Source organism: Micromonospora sp. CNZ309 (assembly GCF_002846525.1).
This window is the reverse complement of sequence record NZ_PJNG01000001.1, coordinates 3,557,880-3,574,322: the sequence shown is the minus strand read 5'-3', so window position 1 is coordinate 3,574,322 and position 16,443 is coordinate 3,557,880. Positions and strand designations below refer to the sequence as shown.

13 protein-coding genes are annotated in these 16,443 nt (G+C 73.6%); 8 read left to right on the top strand and 5 right to left on the bottom strand.

The window, feature by feature from the left end:
* Positions 1-51 precede the first annotated feature (51 nt).
* Together dnaG and CLT72_RS14545 are read left to right on the top strand one after the other, a co-directional pair.
* A complete protein-coding gene (gene dnaG / locus CLT72_RS14550; protein ID WP_101412329.1) occupies positions 52-1,944 on the top strand; it encodes a DNA primase in 1,893 nt (630 codons plus the stop codon).
* Positions 1,945-2,481: a hypothetical protein gene (locus CLT72_RS14545; protein WP_101412328.1), complete on the top strand. Its 537-nt coding sequence runs from the start codon at positions 1,945-1,947 to the stop codon at positions 2,479-2,481.
* Positions 2,482-2,490: 9 nt separating this feature from the next.
* Here CLT72_RS14545 and CLT72_RS14540 read toward each other — a convergent pair whose 3' ends face one another.
* The 5 genes from CLT72_RS14540 to CLT72_RS14520 form a co-directional block, all read right to left on the bottom strand.
* The gene (locus tag CLT72_RS14540) at positions 2,491-3,459 is read right to left on the bottom strand and encodes a TAXI family TRAP transporter solute-binding subunit (RefSeq protein ID WP_101412327.1); all 969 of its coding nucleotides are present in this window, start codon (positions 3,457-3,459) and stop codon (positions 2,491-2,493) included.
* Entirely contained in the window at positions 3,456-3,848 is a 393-nt protein-coding gene (locus CLT72_RS14535) for a roadblock/LC7 domain-containing protein (protein ID WP_088998933.1), read from the bottom strand. The genes CLT72_RS14540 and CLT72_RS14535 overlap by 4 nt, the downstream gene beginning before the upstream one ends.
* Positions 3,845-6,256 (bottom strand): sensor histidine kinase, encoded by a 2,412-nt coding sequence (locus tag CLT72_RS14530; protein ID WP_101412326.1) that lies wholly within the window; start codon positions 6,254-6,256, stop codon positions 3,845-3,847. Before CLT72_RS14530 ends, CLT72_RS14535 begins: the two co-directional genes overlap by 4 nt.
* 68 nt (positions 6,257-6,324) lie before the next feature.
* The gene (locus CLT72_RS14525) at positions 6,325-7,344 is read right to left on the bottom strand and encodes a TAXI family TRAP transporter solute-binding subunit (protein WP_101412325.1); all 1,020 of its coding nucleotides are present in this window, start codon (positions 7,342-7,344) and stop codon (positions 6,325-6,327) included.
* Complete coding sequence (locus tag CLT72_RS14520) at positions 7,341-9,548, bottom strand: TRAP transporter permease (protein WP_434089782.1); 2,208 nt, start codon at positions 9,546-9,548, stop codon at positions 7,341-7,343. Before CLT72_RS14520 ends, CLT72_RS14525 begins: the two co-directional genes overlap by 4 nt.
* Positions 9,549-9,998: 450 nt before the next feature.
* Between CLT72_RS14520 and CLT72_RS14515 the strand changes: the two genes are divergently transcribed.
* From CLT72_RS14515 to CLT72_RS14490, 6 genes are all read left to right on the top strand, one after another.
* Positions 9,999-10,931 carry an ABC transporter ATP-binding protein gene (locus CLT72_RS14515; RefSeq protein WP_101412324.1) on the top strand — a complete coding sequence of 311 codons (933 nt, stop codon included), beginning with the start codon at positions 9,999-10,001 and terminating at the stop codon, positions 10,929-10,931.
* A 93-nt stretch (positions 10,932-11,024) separates the two neighbouring features.
* Positions 11,025-11,570: a hypothetical protein gene (locus tag CLT72_RS14510; RefSeq protein WP_144082255.1), complete on the top strand. Its 546-nt coding sequence runs from the start codon at positions 11,025-11,027 to the stop codon at positions 11,568-11,570.
* 189 nt (positions 11,571-11,759) lie between these two features.
* Positions 11,760-12,560: an ABC transporter permease gene (locus tag CLT72_RS14505; RefSeq protein ID WP_101415166.1), complete on the top strand. Its 801-nt coding sequence runs from the start codon at positions 11,760-11,762 to the stop codon at positions 12,558-12,560.
* Positions 12,561-12,570: 10 nt separating this feature from the next.
* Entirely contained in the window at positions 12,571-13,380 is an 810-nt protein-coding gene (locus CLT72_RS14500) for an ABC transporter permease (RefSeq protein ID WP_101412322.1), read from the top strand.
* A gap of 132 nt (positions 13,381-13,512) precedes the next feature.
* Positions 13,513-14,556: a YihY/virulence factor BrkB family protein gene (locus CLT72_RS14495; protein ID WP_101415165.1), complete on the top strand. Its 1,044-nt coding sequence runs from the start codon at positions 13,513-13,515 to the stop codon at positions 14,554-14,556.
* A gap of 655 nt (positions 14,557-15,211) precedes the next feature.
* On the top strand, positions 15,212-16,390 hold the full coding sequence (locus CLT72_RS14490; RefSeq protein ID WP_101412321.1) for an ROK family protein: 1,179 nt from the start codon (positions 15,212-15,214) through the stop codon (positions 16,388-16,390).
* Positions 16,391-16,443 lie beyond the last annotated feature (53 nt).

The window sequence follows — 16,443 nt, the reverse complement described above, 5'->3', positions numbered from 1 at the left end:
TCGCCACACGCGGCGTCCCCCGGCGGCGCGGCGTCGGTGCGGCAGGGCAGGATGTACGCCGAGGGGGTGGCGGACATGGCTGGGCGGATCCGGGACGAGGACATCGCGCTGGTCCGGGAGCGCAGCTCGATCGCCGACGTCATCTCCGAGACGGTGACGCTGAAGTCGGCCGGCGCCGGCAACCTCAAGGGGTTGTGCCCGTTCCACGACGAGAAGAGCCCGTCGTTCAACGTCTCGCCCGCCCGCAACGTCTGGTACTGCTTCGGCTGCGGCGCCGGCGGCGACGCGATCAAGTTCCTGATGGACGCCGAGCACCTCAGCTTCGTCGAGTCGGTCGAGCGGCTCGCCGACCGCGCCGGCATCCAGCTGCGTTACGTCGAGAACGACTCCGCCGCGCCGCGCCCACGCCCGCAGCAGGGGCAGCGGCAGCGCCTCGTGGCCGCGCACGCCGCCGCCGTCGAGTTCTACCGCGCGCAGCTCACCACCGCCGGCGCGCGCCCGGCCCGCGAGTTCCTGGCGCGGCGCGGCTTCGACCGGGCCGCCGCCGAGCGCTACGGCTGCGGCTTCGCGCCCGACGCCTGGGACCTGCTCACCAAGCACCTGCGTCAGCAGGGCTTCACCCACGACGAGCTGGTCACCGGCGGGCTGTCCCGGCCGTCGCGCTCCGGCACGCTGATCGACCGGTTCCGCCGCCGCCTGATGTGGCCGATCCGCGACCTGGCGGGCGACGTCATCGGCTTCGGGGCGCGCAAGCTCTTCGACGACGACGACGGCCCGAAGTACCTGAACACCCCCGAGACCCCGATCTACAAGAAGTCGCACGTCCTCTACGGCGTCGACCAGGCCAAGCGGGAGATCGCCAAGCAGGGCAAGGTGGTCGTGGTCGAGGGCTACACCGACGTGATGGCCTGCCACCTGGCCGGGGTCCCGACGGCCGTGGCGACCTGCGGCACGGCGTTCGGCGGGGACCACATCGGGGTGCTGCGCCGGCTGCTGATGGACACCGACGACGTGGCCGGTGAGATCATCTTCACCTTCGACGGGGACGCCGCCGGCCAGAAGGCCGCCCTGCGCGCCTTCGAGGACGACCAGCGCTTCGTCGGGCGTACGTTCATCGCGGTCAGCCCCGACAACATGGACCCGTGCGACCTGCGCCTGGCCAAGGGCGACCTGGCCGTCCGCGACCTGGTCGCCCGCCGCGAGCCGCTTGTCGACTTCGCGCTGCGGCACGTGATCAACCGCTTCGACCTCGACACCGTCGACGGCCGGGTGGAGGCGATGCGCCGGGCCGCCCCGCTGGTCGCCAAGCTCAAGGACCGGGAGAAGCGTCCGGAGTACGTGCGCAAGCTCGCCGGCGACCTCGGCATGGAGATCGAGCCGGTGCAGCGGGCCGTGCTCGCCGCCGCCTCGGCCGCGCCCGGCCGGGACGCCCCACCCGCGCCCCGGCCCGCCCCGGCGGAGCCGGTCGTCGACAACCCGCAGTCGATGGTCGAGCGGGAGGCGCTGAAGCTCGCCCTCCAGGAGCCGGTGCTGGCCGGGCCGATGTTCGACGCGGTCGAGGCGACGGAGTACCGGCACCCCGTGCACGTGGCGGTGCGGGCCGCCGTCGCGGCCGTCGGCGGCGCCGCCGCGGCGACCGGCGGCGCGGTCTGGATCGAGTCGGTCCGCGACGCGTGCGAGGACCTGGCCGCCCGCGCGCTCGTCGGCGAGCTGGCCGTGGAGCCCCTGCGCATCGACGGCGAGCCCGACCCGCGCTACGTCTCGATCACCATGGCCCGGGTGCAGTGGGGCTCCGTCACGAGCCGGATCAGGGACCTCAAGTCCCGGATCCAGCGGATCAACCCGGTCAACAACAAGGACGAGTACTTCGCCGCCTTCGGCGAGCTGCTGTCGCTGGAGCAGCACGCCCGGGCGTTGCGCGAGCAGGCCGCGGGAGGACTGTAGATGGGACTGTTCCGCCGCAAGCCGAAGCTGCCCCCGGCCGACCGTCCGCCGCTGGCCGCCGACGAGCGGGTGCTCGCCTGGGCCGCCGCCGGCAACGGCGAGGGCGACGGGGTGGTGGTCGCCAGCAACCAGGGGCTCTGGCTGCCCGGCCGGGCACACCGCCTGGGCTGGCACGACGTCCTCAAGGCGGTCTGGTCCGGCCGGCAACTCACGGTGACGCCGGCCGAGCGGCTCGCCGAGCACGACGGCTACCTGGTGGTGGCCGACTGCCCGGCCGAGAGCTACCTGCTGCTCGACCCGGGCGAGCTGCCGCACCAGGTACGCCAGCGGGTCACCCGGTCGGTGGCGTACACGCGGCACCACCCGGTGCCCGGCGGCGCCGCCCGGGTCGCGGCACGCCGGGTGCCGGGAGCGGACGGCCTCACCTGGACGGTCCGCCTCGACCCCGGCACCCCGACGGACACGCCCGAGGTGCTCGCCGAGCTCGACCGCCTCGTGGCCGACGCCCGCGCCGCCACCGCGCCGGCGGACGTCTGAGCGGCGCGGTCACCCCCGCTGGTAGAACCGGGCCGCCCCGGGGTGCAGCGGGATCGGGTCCGTGCCCGAGGCGCTCTGCTGGGTGAAGTTGCCGGCCTCCGGGTGCACCTTGACCAGGTCGGCCTGGTAGGCGAAGAGCAGCCGGGTCAGGTCGTACGCCAGCTGGTCGGGCATGTCGGCGCTGACCAGGATGACGTTCGCCACCGTGACCGTCGGCGTGGCGCTGCTCGTCCGGTAGACCTCCTTCGGCAGCTCCGCCGTCGTGTAGACCGACCCGTGGCGCGCGGTGAGCGGCTCCATCAGGTCGGCGATCGGCAGCAGCGCGTACTTGCCGGGCGCGCTGGCCAGCAGGTCGGCGATGCCCGGCGTGGGCAGGCCGCCGGAGAAGAACATCGCGTCGAGCGTGCCGGCCCGCATCCGCTTCACGGTCTCCGGCAGGGAGAGCGTGGCCCGGACGACGTCGCGGTCCGGGTCGAGACCGGCGGCGGTCAGCAGCCGCCCGGCGATGATGTCCGTGCCGGACTTCGGCGAGCCGGTGGAGACCCGCTTGCCACGCAGCCCCGACAGCTTGGTGATCTTCGCGTTGGCGCGCACGATCACGTGGGTGTAGTTGCTGTAGACCCGGGCCAGCGCCCGGACCTGCTGCGGCTGGCCCTCGAAGGCCCCGCGCCCGGCCACGGCGTCCGCCGCCGTGTCGGCGAGGCTGAAGGCGAGCTCCATGTCGCCGCTGGCGAGCCGGTTGATGTTCTCCACCGACGCGCCCGTCGGCTCGGCCCGCGCCTCGTAGCCGGGCAGGTGGCGGCTGATCACGTCCGCGTAGCCGCCGCCGAGCTGGTAGTAGACGCCGGTGGTGTTGCCGGTGGCGAGGAAGATCCGGCCGCCGTGCCAGGGCTGCGGCCCCGCCTCGGCCGCGCCGCAACCGGCGGCGAGCACGGCCGTCAGCAGGGTCGCCAGCAGCCGGAACGAGCGTCCGGTCACGCCCGGACCGCCGGCTCCAGGGCCTCCGCCACCCGCTGGACCAGCATGGCGGTCTCGTAGCCGATCTGACCGAGGTCGCAGCCGGGCGCGGCGAGCACCCCGACGAGCGCGCGCTCGCCGACCGCCATCACCAGCATCACCCCGCCGTCCATGTCGACGATCTGCTGGCGTACCCGGCCGGCCGACATCAGCCGGGCGGCGCCGACGGTCAGGCTGGCCAGGCCGCTGATCACGGCGGAGAGCTGGTCCACCTGGTCGGGCGCGAGGTGGGGCGAGGCCGCCAGCCGCAGCCCGTCGCCGGAGACCGCGAGGGCGTGCGACACGTCCGGCACCTGTTCGGCGAAGTTGGCCAGGAGCCAGTCCAGGCCGGCGCTCTCGGAAGGGGTCATGGGTTTCTCCTGGGGGGTGTCGTCTGGGTACGTCGGGTCGCGGCGGCGACTCCCTCCGCGAGCGAGGACAGCCGGGACCGTACGACCTCGGGGTCGAGCAGGTCACCCGCCGGCCGCACCGGCGGGGCCTCGTGCAGCGTGGCCGGAAGCTGCCCGCCCCGGGTGCGGCGCGGCAGCCCGGCCCCGGTGAGCGGGGCCGACGCGGGCGAGGTTGACGCGGGACGGGGCGTGGTCGGCGCGCCACCATGCCCGCCCGGGCGCGCGCCCAGCACCGGGAGCGTGATCGTCGGCGCGTGGTGGACGCTGGCCAGGTCGGGCACGACGGCCGGACCACCCGTACCGGTCCGGGGCCGGAACCAGGCGGTCTGCGCGGGCACGACCGGCGCGGGCGTACGCACCTCCCGGACGGGCGGCACCTGCGCGCGCACCTCCTGGGCGACCGGCGTACGCGCCTCCGGGGCGGAGCGCGGGGCGACGTCCTCGATCCGGGTCAGCGCCGACTCCGGGATGTCCACCCGCGCGACGGTGCCCGCGCCGCTGTTGTGTAGCTGCACCCGTACCCCGTGCCGGGCGGCCAGGTGGGCCACCACGTGCAGGCCCATGCTGCCGGCGGAGGCGCTGGAGAGCATCGCGGGGGAGAGCAGGCGCTCGTTGATCGCGGTGAGCCGGCTGTCGCTGATGCCGATGCCCTGGTCGTGTACGCGCAACGTGAGGCCGTCGATCGTGCGCCGGCCGTCGACGTGCACCGGGGAGTTCGGCGGGGAGTAGACGGTGGCGTTCTCCAGCAGCTCGGCGAGGAGGTGGACCAGGTTGCCCACGGCGGCGCCGTGCACCGCGGCGGTCGGCACGTCGACCTCCACCCGGGGGTAGTCCTCGATCTCGGAGGCCGCCGCCCGGACCACGTCGGCGAGCAGGTGCGCGCCGTCGTGCGTACGGCCGGGCTCCCCGCCTGCGAGGACCAGGAGGTTCTCCCCGTTGCGCCGCATGCGGGCGGCCAGATGGTCCAGCGCGAAGAGCCGGGCCAGCGCGTCCGGGTCGGTCTCCTCGCGTTCGAACTCGTCGAGCAGCCGCAGCTGCCGGGTGATCAGGGTACGGATGCGCCGGGCCAGGGCCTCGGCCATCCGGGTCACGTCCATCCGTACCTCGGCCTGTTCGCCGGCCAGGCGCAGGGCGGCCCGGTTCACCGTGTCGAAGGCCTGCGCGACCTGGGCGATCTCGTCGCGGCCCTGCCCGATGCCGGCGGTCAGCCGGGTGGCCGCGCCGTCGGTCGGCGCGCCGTCGCCGGCCGCGATGGCGGTGATCCGCTCGGGCAGTTCCCGGTTGGCCATGGTGAGGGCCGCGACCCGCAGCCGGCGCAGCCGGCGGCTGGTGCGCACGGCCAGCAGCACGGCCGCGGTCAACGACGCCAGCGCGACGGCGGTGGTCGCGCCGCCGGTGATCAGGGCCCGTAGCTGGGCTTCCCGGGCCAGCCCGGCGGCGTTGCGGTCGAGTTCCTCGGAGAGTTCCCGGCCGAGCAGGTTGTAGCGCCGGATGGCGCCGCTCTGGGCCACGTACCAGGCGTCGCCGTCGGTCTTCAGCCCGGCGGGCTCGGTCTCCACGTTGAGCGCGCTGTCGCGCATCCGGCGGGCGGTGGAGACGTCGGTGCCGGCGACCAGCCGGGTGTACGCGTCCGCCGCCGGCCGGCTGGCGATCCGGGAGAACTCGGCCTGCCGCTGCTCCTGCGCGCCCCGCAGCTGGCCGAGGCGGACCAGTTCGCCGTCCACCAGCGCGCCCCGCACGAAGACGGTACGCAGCAGGTCGCGTTCCACGGCGGCGAGGTGCTCCTGGGCGGCGACGGCGGCGACCTCCCGTGCCCCGTTGGCCAACTCCCGGTCGCGCAGCTGGGCCGGCAGCGCGTCGGCGACGGCGAGCAGCGACTCGACCAGCGAGAGGTAGGTCGGGTCTGCGGTGGTGCCGCCCAGCGCGGACCCGCGGGCCGTTTCGAGCTGGCCGAGCTGCGCGTCGGCGCCGTCGAGCACCTGGCGCAGGTCGGGGGCGGCCCGGCGGGCGTCCCGGCTGGAGCCCCGGTACCGCTCGACGGACGCGTCGACCCGCCGGCGCTGCGCGTCGACGAGGGGCCGTCCGCTGTTGCCGCCCCGCTGGCGCAGGGCCGCCGTCTCGCCGAGTTCCCGTTGCAGCTCGTGCACCAGGCGCACGGTGGCCGTCGCGGTGCCGGCGAGCACCCGGGCGCGGTCCGCGTCGTCGGTGGCGGCCATGGCGATGGCGGTCTGGGTGGACCCCAGCACGACCAGACCGATCGTGGCCACCAGGATGGGCGCGAGCAGCTGGGTGCGTACCGACCACAGGCGGTCGGTGTGGTCGGCGGGCCGGTGGTGCCGGCGCACCCGGCCGGGGGTGGGGAGCGACACTCGTGCCCTCCGGGGTGGGGGTCGGGGGTGCCGGGCCCGGGCGCGAGGCCCGGACCCGGCACCGGGGATCAGCGTGTGCCGAGGTCCTGCAACGCCTTGTCCGCGCCGCGGTGCAGCGGTACGGGGTCGGTCTTGCGGGCGTTGTCCAGGCTGATGCCCTTGGCGGCGGGGTTCGCCTGCGCCAGGGCGTCCTTCTTGTCGAACACCGTCCGGGTGATGGCGCAGGCCACGTTCGCGTTGAGGTCCTTGCGGACCAGCAGCACGTTCGGCACCACGATGGTCGGGGTGTCCGCGGAGGTCTTGTAGACGTCCGCGCCGATGGTGCCGGCCTGGTACGCCGGGTTGAGCTCGGTCATCTTGGGCAGCAGCGGGGTGATGTCGATGAACTTCACCTTGTCCCCGGCGGTGGTGAACAGGTCGGTCAGGCCGCCCGTGGGCACCCCGCCCGACCAGAAGAGCCCGTCGACGCTGCCGTCCTTGACCCCCTCGACGCTCTTGGTGAGGTCGAGCCGCTGCGCCTGGACGTCCTTGGCGGGGTCGAGGCCGGCGGCCTCCATCAGCCGGTTGGCGATGACCTCGGTACCGGACTTGGGGGAGCCGGTGGAGATCTTCTTGCCCTTCATGTCGGCGACCGAGTTGATCCCCGAGTCGGCCCGGACGACGACCTGCGTGTAGTTGTCGTAGATCCGGGCGAGCGCCTCGACCGGCTGCGGGGACGTGAAGCTGCCCTTGCCCTGCACCGCGTTGACCGCCGTGTCGAACAGCGAGAAGGCGACGTCGTACTGGCCCGCGACGAGCTGCTCGACGTTCTGCACCGAGGCGCCGGTCTCGGCGGCGGTGCCGGTCAGCTTGCCCTCGGTCGCCCCGGAGAGCTGACTGGCCAGCGCGTTGCCGACCACGTAGTAGACGCCGGTGGCGTTGCCGGTGGCGATGCCGACGCGGGTGCTGTCGGTGACCTTGCAGGTGACCTCACTGGCGGCGTCGTCCTTGGTCGCGCCGTCCTGACGGCCTCCGCAACCGGCGGTGCCCGCCGCGACGAGGGCCAGCGCACCAACCCCAGCGGCGAGCCGCACGTTGATCCGTCTCACTGTCTTTCCTCCCCATGGTTCACCGTTGGTACTGCTGACGGCCCGCCGTTCCGGCCGGCGGATCCGCGTCTGACGAGCACACCCGCCACCATGACGGCCGCCAGTACGGCGCCGATCGCGACGGGCACGGGTTCGAGCCAGAGCAGCGTCAGCCCGGCGAGCGCGCCGAGGATCCGCTCCGGCGTACCGGCGGGGCCGACGCCGGGCAGCCAGCCGCCCGCCGCCACCGCCAGCACGGCGACGCTGAGGGCGGCGACCGTCGCGGCGACGGCGATCCGCTGCGCGCCCCCGATGCCGAGCAGCCCGAGGCCGGTCGGGGTGACCACGAAGGCGAGCGGGATGAGGTAGGCCGGTAGGGCGTACCGCAGGGTCTGCCACATGGTGGGCACCAGCCGGCCGCCGGTCACCGCGGCGGCGGCGACCGCGGCGAGCGCGGTCGGCGGGGACGCCTCGGACAGGACCGCGAAGTAGAAGACGAACATCGCGGCGGCGGGTGCGGCGACGCCCAGGTCCAGCAGGGCCGGGCCGATGATCACCCAGCCGATGACGAACGACGCGGTGACCGGTACGGCCAGCCCGAGCAGGGTCAGGGCGACGGCGGCGAACAGCGCGGTGAGTGCCAGCACGACGGCCGGCTCGGAGCTGATGGCCTGGGCGTTGTCGATGAGCAGCGCCGCCGCCTGGGGGCCCAGGCCGGTCTTGGTGGTGGTGGCGGTGATGATGCCCGCGGCGGCGCAGACCGCGCTGACGGCGAGCACCCCGCGCACCCCGGCGCTCAGCGCGGCGAGCAGGCGGGCCGGGGTGAGCCGGTGCCGACGGTCGAGGAAGGACAGCACTGCGGCCAGGATGGTGGCCAGCACCACGGCCTTCGTGGCGGAGAAGCCGACGGCGAGCAGCCCGACGATCGCGAAGAGCGAGAGGAAGTGGTAGCCGAAGCGGGCCAGCAGCCGGCCGGCGGAGGTCGTCTCGATCACCACCGGCCGCACGCCCGAACGCCGGGCGTCGATCTCGACCGAGAGGAGGATGCCGAGGTAGTAGAGCACCGTGGGGACGGTGGCCCAGCCGAGCACCTGGAGGTAGGACACGCCCAGGTACTCGGCGATGATGAAGGCCGCCGCGCCGAGGGTGGGCGGGGAGAGGATCGCCCCGACGCCGGCCGCGGCGAGCATGCCGCCCGCCCGCTCCGGCGGGTAGCCGGCCCGCCGCAGGACGGGCCAGGTGACCGCGCCGATGCTGACGGTGGTCGCCGCGCCGGAGCCGGAGACGGTGCCGAGCAGGAAACCGGAGGCGACGGCCGTGCGCCCGGCGGCCGTCCGCGAGCGCCGGAAGGCGGCGGCGGAGAGTTCCACGAAGAACCGGCCGGCCCCCGAGAGGTCCAGCACCGCGCCGTAGATGGTGAACAGCACGATGTACGTCGCCGCGACGTCGAGCGGGGTGCCGTAGAAGCCGCTGTCGGAGTTGTAGAGGCCGTCGACGATCTGCCCGAAGTCGAGGCCCGCGTGGGCCACCTGCCAGGACTGGGGCAGCAGCCCGCCGTAGTAGCCGTAGGCGAGGAAGACCACGCAGACGGCCGGCAGGATCCAGCCGGTGGTGCGCCGGCACGCCTCCAGCAGCAGGAGCAGCACGACGGTGCCCATCGCCACGTCCAGGCCGACCAGCAGGCCCTGCCGGTCGAGGAAGGCGTCGTACCCGCCGCCGCCGGTGCCCAGGCCGACGGGCAGCACCGGGTAGAGGCAGGCGACCAGCGCCGCGCCGGCCAGGACCCAGTCCGCCACGGTGGGGCCCCGGCGCCTGGGGCGCTCCGCCGGGACCGCGTCGCCCGGGCCGGTCGCGCCGGTGCGGCGCAGCCGCCGGGGCAGACGCAGATCCGCGGGGTACGCCAGGAAGACCATCGGCAGGACGCCGGCCAGGAAGATGATCAGATAGAACTTGCTGCCCTGCGGCAGCGGATTGAACACCTGCCAGAGGGCGAGCAGCGCGATCGCCAACGTCGTTCCGGTGACCAGTACGCCGATCGGTCCGGAGAGTTCCCGCCCGGGCTTCTCGTCCTCGAACTGCGCGGCGAGTTCCCGCGGATCGGGTGCCGGGCCGTCGGGATCGACCCGATCGTCCGCCTCGGGCGGCAACGGGACCGGACCGTCGTCCGGGGTGGACCCGGTGCCCACGGTGGACGGCTGCGGGGCGGACTCGCCGGATGAACGCACTGGTGGCACGAGGGGGCACGATACGCGAATTACATAACCGGCGGAACATTGCTGATCGTGATTGCGGTCAGTAATAAATTCGAACCTCGATCACGCAGAGAGACCACTTTCGAGTGCGGAAATGCGGCAGGCCGTACGCCGTAATTGGTAACAATGCGGCAAGCCGGCGGCGGTTTTGTATCCGATCCGTCCACTCTGGTCCGGTAGCCGCACGTACCGATCGCCACCTAGCCCCGCCGGCACACCCACGATTGGGGCCGCACGGATCGGTGACGCAGGGTAGTTTTCGTCGCTCTCCGTTGCCGGATAGGCCCTGACCAGGGCACCTGTACCCCTACCGCCACGGCCCCACCCTTACCCCTACCGCCCGGCGACGGACCCGCCCGGCACCGGTCGGGGTGCCGCAGCCGTCCGGTGGGAGGTGTCGGAGCCGGCGGTTATGGTCGGGCGATGACGACGGCTCCACCACTCATCCAGGCGCGGGCGCTGGTGAAGCGGTTCGGCGACTTCACCGCCGTCGACGGCATCGACGTCGAGGTGCGGGCCGGCGAGGCGTTCGGCTTCCTCGGGCCCAATGGGGCCGGCAAGTCCTCGACCATGCGGATGATCGGGTGCACCTCCCCGCCCAGCGGCGGCGAGCTGCGCATCCTCGGCATGGATCCGGTGCGCGACGGGCCGGCGATCCGGGCCCGCCTCGGCGTCTGCCCCCAGCTCGACAACCTCGACCCCGAGCTGACCGTCCAGGAGAACCTCACCACCTACGCGCGCTACTTCGGCATCTCCCGCCGGGTGGCCCGGGAGCGGGCCGCCGAGCTGCTCGACTTCGTCCAGCTCACCGAGCGGGCCGACAGCAAGGTCGAGCCCCTCTCCGGCGGCATGAAGCGGCGGCTGACCATCGCCCGCGCGCTGGTGAACGAGCCCGAGATCGTCCTGCTAGACGAGCCCACGACGGGCCTCGACCCGCAGGCCCGGCACCTGGTCTGGGAGCGGCTGTTCCGGCTCAAGCAGCAGGGCGTCACGCTCGTCCTCACCACGCACTACATGGACGAGGCGGAGCAGCTCTGCGACCGCCTGGTCGTCATGGACGGCGGGCGGATCGTCGCCGAGGGCTCCCCCCGGGCACTGATCGACCGGCACTCCACCCGGGAGGTGGTCGAGCTGCGGTTCGCCGCCGAGTCCCAGGAGGCGTTCGCCGGCAAGCTCGACGGGCTGGGCGAGCGCGTCGAGGTGCTGCCCGACCGGATCCTGCTCTACGTGCCCGACGGAGACGCGGCCGTCGCCGAGGTCGGCGAGCGGGGGCTGCACCCGGCCAACGTACTGGTCCGGCGCAGCAGCCTGGAGGACGTCTTCCTCCACCTCACCGGCCGCACCCTGGTCGACTGACAGAGCCTTGGGCGGGTGCGGTGGCACCGGCCGTTACGTAGCATCGGCGGGCCGGCGGCACGTCGCCCGCCCGGCGACGCACACGGGGGTGTCATGTCGAGGTTGGAGTTCCAGTCGCGCCGCCAGGCCGGGCTCGCCGCGCTCTATCTGGGCGTGTTCGCGACCATCTGGTTCAGCGTGCCGGCCGCCGAACAGCCGCTGCGTGCCCTGCTGGTGGTCGCGAGCGGGGGGGCGCTGGTCACGGCGGTGGTCGGGGCCGTCGTGGTGGCCCGCAGCCGGGCAACCGCCGTGGACGTCGCCCGGGACCGCGCCGCCGACCGTCGTTACCTGCTGATCGTCCTCGCCGAGTTCGCCGCCGCCGGGCTGGGCGCCGTCCTGCTCGCCCTCGTCGGGTGGTCGGAGTTCATCCCGGTGCTGGTCTGCGCCGTGGTGGGGCTGCACTTCTTCCCCCTCGTGCCGGTGCTGCGCGACCCGGTGCTGCGGCTGCTCGGCGCGGCGATGTGCGTCGTCGCGCTGGCCGGGCTGGTCACCGCACTCGCCACGGCGGTGTCGGCGGGGCTCGTGGTGGGCACGGGCGCCGGCCTGCTGCTGCTCGCCTACGCGGTGCTGGTGCTGCTGCGCGCGGCCCGGCAGCCCTGACGTGTGGCGACGGCACGGCGGGGACGGCGACGGGGCGACGGAGTCGCCGGCCTGTCGTACCCGCCCAGGCTGTCGTACCCGCCCAGGCTGTCGTACCCGCCCAGGCTGTCGTACCCGCCCAGGCTGTCGTACCCGCGAGGTAGGAAGTCCGTGGTGGACGCGGAGCGAGACGGGGGTGGTCGCGTGAGCGTGGCGCAGTCGGCGCGGGAACGGGCGCGCCCGAGGTTGCCCCGGGTGCCGGCGCTGGCGGTGCTGGCGCATCATCTCGTCGGCTACCGGCGCACCTGGCGGGCCGGGCTGTTCTCGTCGTTCCTGCTGCCGGTGCTGACCGTCCTCGGCTTCGGCGTCGGCGTCGGCGCCTACGTCGACCAGGGCATCGACGGGGTGAGCTACCTCGACTGGATCGTGCCCGGCCTGATCGCGTCGACGGCGTTGCAGACGGCCGTCAGCGAGTCGACGTGGCCCGTGTTCGGCAACTTCCAGTGGGTCAGGACCTACTTCGCGCAGAGCGCGGCGCCGCTGCGGGTGAGCGACATCCTCGGCGGGCACCTGGCCTTCGTGGTGTTCCGGGCGGTCACCACCGTCGCGGCGTTCCTGCTGGTGACGGCCCTGCTCGGGGCGCTGCGCTCGCCGTGGGCGCTCGTCGCGCTGCCGGTGACGGCGCTGCTCGGGCTGGCGGTCGCCGCGCCGACCTTCGCGTACGCGTCGGTGGTCTCCGTCGACAGTTGGCTCGCGATGCTGCTCCGCTTCGCGGTGATCCCGATGACGCTCTTCGCCGGCGTGTTCTTCCCCGTCGAGTCGCTGCCCCTTGCGCTGCGCTGGCTGGCGTACGCGACTCCGCTCTGGCACGGCGTCGACCTGTGCCGGGCGGCGGCGCTCGGCGTCGCTCCGCAGTGGTCGGTCGTCGGCCACCTGCTCTACCTCGCGGCCTGGGCGGTCGGCGGCTGGCTGCTGGCCCGGCACGCGTTCCGTCGCAGGCTGGTCGTCTAGGAGGGTGGCAGTGGTCGGTCTCGTCCTGCCCAGGCTGGTCGCCGTCTCCGCCGCGTCCCGCCGTTCGGTCTCCGTGGCCGAGCGCAACGTCGCGGCCCTGAAGGCCGTCTACTGGCTGCTGCTCGTCTCCGGGTTCGTGGAGCCGCTGCTCTACCTGCTCTCCATCGGTGTCGGGGTCGGCCGGCTGGTCGGCGACCTCACCCTGCCGGGCGGCGAGGTCGTCACCTACGCGGCGTTCGTCGCGCCGGCCATGCTCGCGTCGTCGGCCATGTCCGGCGCGCTGTCGGAGACGACCTTCAACTTCTTCGGCAAGATGAAGCAGATGAAGCTGTACGACGGGGTGATCGCCACCCCGGTGCAGCCGTTCGAGATCGCGCTGGGGGAACTGCTCTGGGCGATGCTGCGCGGCAGCGCGTACTCGGCCGCCTTCCTGGTGGTGATGGTGGTGATGGACCTGACCACCGCGGCTCGGGCGCTGGTCGCCTTCCCGGCGGCCGTGCTGGTCGGCTTCGCGTTCGGCGCGCTGGGCATGGCGATCACCACCTTCATGCGCAGCTGGCACGACTTCGACCTGATGTCGGCGGCCCAGTTCACCCTCTTCCTCTTCTCCGGCACGTTCGTCCCCGCCGAGTCCTACCCGGCCGTGCTGCGCTGGGCGGTCGAGGTGACGCCGCTCTACCGCGCGGTGCACCTGATCCGCGGCGTCTCGGTGGGCGCGGCCGGCTGGGAGTGGGTGCTCGACGTGCTCTACCTGCTCGGGGCGATGGCCCTCGGGCTGCTGATCGCCTCGCGGCGGATGGGCAGGTTGCTCTACGGCTAGGGGTTAACGGCGGCGGCTGCCTGGGCATGTCGAGGGGACTGACGCCGAGCACGAGGAGGGGCGATGGCCTCCGACGAGTCTTCCGCCCGCGGGCGCGACCGCGACGATCCCGGGGCGGTGGCCGCCGGCCGGATGGCCGACCGCCGGACGGGCCACCCCGACCGGGGGTCCGACGCGCGTACCGAGCGACACCGCCCGGGGCGCGGCCCGGTGGGGCCGGACGAAGGTCCCGACAGCCCGACCGAGCTGCCGGGCGCCGGGTGGAAGGCCGCGCTGCGCCGCACCGCACGGGAGTTCCAGGACGACAGCCTGACCGACTGGGCGGCGGCCCTGACGTACTACGGCGTGCTCTCCATCTTCCCCGGCCTGCTGGTGCTGGTGTCGATCCTCGGCCTGCTGGGTCCGGGCGCGACGCAGGGCGTCAAGGACACCGTCAACCAGGCGGTTCCGCAGGGCGAGATCCGGCAGATCGTCGAGGGGGCGATCGACCAGGCGCAGCAGAGCGGCGGTTTCGCCGGTTTCGCCGCGATCCTGGGTCTGCTGGCCGCCTTCTGGTCGGCGTCGGGCTACGTCGCCGCGTTCATGCGCGCCTCCAACACCATCTACGACGTGCCGGAGGGGCGCCCGATCTGGAAGACCCTGCCGATCCGCGTCGGGGTGACCGCGGTGATCGGCGTGATGCTGCTGGCCAGCGCCGTGATCGTGGTCTTCACCGGCGGCCTCGCCGAGCAGGTGGGGGAGGCGATCGGGCTGGGCTCGACGGCGGTGACCGTGTGGAACATCGCCAAGTGGCCGGTGCTGCTGCTCCTGGTGAGCCTGATGTTCGCGATCCTCTACTGGGCGTCGCCGAACGCGCGACACGGTGGCTTCCGCTGGGTCAGCCCCGGTGGCGTACTGGCCGTGGTGATCTGGCTGGTGATCTCGGGCCTGTTCGCGCTCTACGTCAGCAACTTCGGCTCGTACAACAAGACGTACGGGGCGCTCGCCGGTGTGATCATCTTCCTGATCTGGCTGTGGCTGAGCAACATCGCGATCCTCCTCGGCGCGGAGTTCGACGCCGAGTTGGAGCGCAGCCGCGCCATCGAGGCGGGCCACTCGCCGGAGAAGGAGCCGTACGTCGAGCTGCGCGACGACCGCAAGCTCAAGAAGAAGCGCAACGCCGCCAACCGCAGCTGACCCTCCGCCCGCAACCGCAACTGCAACCGTCTTCCGCCGCCCCGCCACCAGTCCGGTGCCGGGGCGGCGGCGGCACGTCCCGCGCCGCCACTGGCACGGCGTGCTGACCCACCCGCCACCCGCCCCACCCGCCCTACTGTGCGCCCTACCCACCACGCCCCCGCGCGCCGCCCCACGGTGCGCCCCACCCGGCCGCCCCACCGGCCCCGCGCACCTCACTTTGCTCCGCGTGCCCCGCGCACCCCGCGCACCCCGCGCACCCCGCGCACCCCCGCGCACCCCGCGCACCCCGCGCACCCCGCGCACCCCGCGCACCCCGCGCACCCCGCGCACCCCGCGCACCCCGCGTGCCCCTGCGTGCCCCACCCGCCCCGCCTCCTGGCTGGGCGTGCCGCCCACCCGCCGCCTCCTCCGGTGATCCCGGGTGATCAGGACGCGGTGGACCTTATCCGCCGGCTTTTAGGTACATGGCGTCCTGATCACCGCAGGTAGGGGTCGCTTTTCTTGATCTACCCGAAGCTTTTGCTCGTATGGACAAAAGTTTGCGTCAGATCGGCCGAAGCTCTGGACACGTGACACGGAACACTCCTACTGTGTCGGGCACGGCACCTCGGCAGTACGTCGATGTGCGCGAGCCCGCGAAGAGGTGAGTCCGGTGCGGATGGTCGACCCCCTGCACGTACGGCTGCTGCGCCTGCTCCGTGACGAGGGTGCGGTGTCCCGGGCCGAGCTGGGCGACCGGCTCCAGATGCCCCGTCCCCGGTTGCTGGCGGAGCTGGAACGGCTCGTCGGCCTCGGCTACGTGGCCGAGGCGGGGCTGGCTGCCTCCCGGGGCGGCCGCCGCTCCACCCTCGTCGAGCTGAGCCCGCGCCTGCGCTTCGCCGCCGTCGACCTCGGCGCCAGCTCCATCGACGTCGAGGTGGTCAACGGTCGGCTGGAGCCGGTCGCCGCGTACGCCGAGGCGGCCGACATCCGCACCGGCCCGAAGGTGATCCTCCAGCGGGTCAACGAGCTGCTGCACAAGGCCCGGGTGGACGGCGCCTACGAGCGGCTCGACGCCGTCGGCATCGGCGTGCCCGGCCCGGTCAGCTTCCGCGACGGCGTGCCGGTCTCCCCGCCGATCATGCCGGGGTGGGACCGGTTCCCGGTGCGCGAGCTGCTCACCCGTGAGCACGGCTGCCCGGCGGTGGTCGACAACGACGTCAACATCATGGCGATCGGGGAGCGGCACGGCGGGGTCGCGCACTCCGTGGACGACTTCCTCTTCGTGAAGATCGGCACCGGAATAGGGTGCGGGATCTACCTCAGCGGCGAGGTCTACCGGGGCACCGACGGCTGCGCCGGCGACATCGGCCACATCCAGGTCGACGCGCACGGCCCGATGTGCTCCTGCGGCAACGTCGGCTGCCTCGAAGCGCTGTTCAGCGGGGCCGCGCTGGCCAAGGACGCGACCGCCGCCGCGCGCAGCGGCGCCTCGCCCGCGCTGGCCGAACGGCTGGCCGCGCGCGGCGCGGTGACCGCCCTGGACGTCGCCGGGGGCGCGGTCGAGGGGGACGTGACCTGCATCCAGCTGATCCGCGACGGGGGTCGGCGGGTCGGTGGGGTCCTGGCCGGGCTGGTCAGCTTCACCAATCCGTCGATGATCGTGATCGGTGGCGGGCTGGCCCAACTCGGGCACATCCTCCTCGCCGAGATCCGCAGCGTGGTCTACCGCCGGTCCCTGCCGCTGGCCACCGGCAACCTGCCCGTCGTCCTGTCCGAACTCGGCCCACGGGCCGGCGTGGCTGGCGCGGCCGTACTCGCCAGCGACGTCGCCTTCGGGGAGGCGTCGTGAGCGTGAGGAGTGAGCCGGGTCTGCGAGCCCCGCAGTCGCGATCGGAGGGCGGA

Excerpts from the sequence above, each read along its gene's own strand:
- dnaG (WP_101412329.1), top strand. The coding sequence starts at position 52 with ATGTACGCCGAGGGGGTGGCGGACATGGCTGGGCGGATCCGGGACGAG.
- CLT72_RS14545 (WP_101412328.1), top strand. The coding sequence starts at position 1,945 with ATGGGACTGTTCCGCCGCAAGCCGAAGCTGCCCCCGGCCGACCGTCCG.
- CLT72_RS14535 (WP_088998933.1), bottom strand. The coding sequence starts at position 3,848 with ATGACCCCTTCCGAGAGCGCCGGCCTGGACTGGCTCCTGGCCAACTTC.
- CLT72_RS14515 (WP_101412324.1), top strand. The coding sequence starts at position 9,999 with ATGACGACGGCTCCACCACTCATCCAGGCGCGGGCGCTGGTGAAGCGG.
- CLT72_RS14510 (WP_144082255.1), top strand. The coding sequence starts at position 11,025 with ATGTCGAGGTTGGAGTTCCAGTCGCGCCGCCAGGCCGGGCTCGCCGCG.
- CLT72_RS14495 (WP_101415165.1), top strand. The coding sequence starts at position 13,513 with ATGGCCGACCGCCGGACGGGCCACCCCGACCGGGGGTCCGACGCGCGT.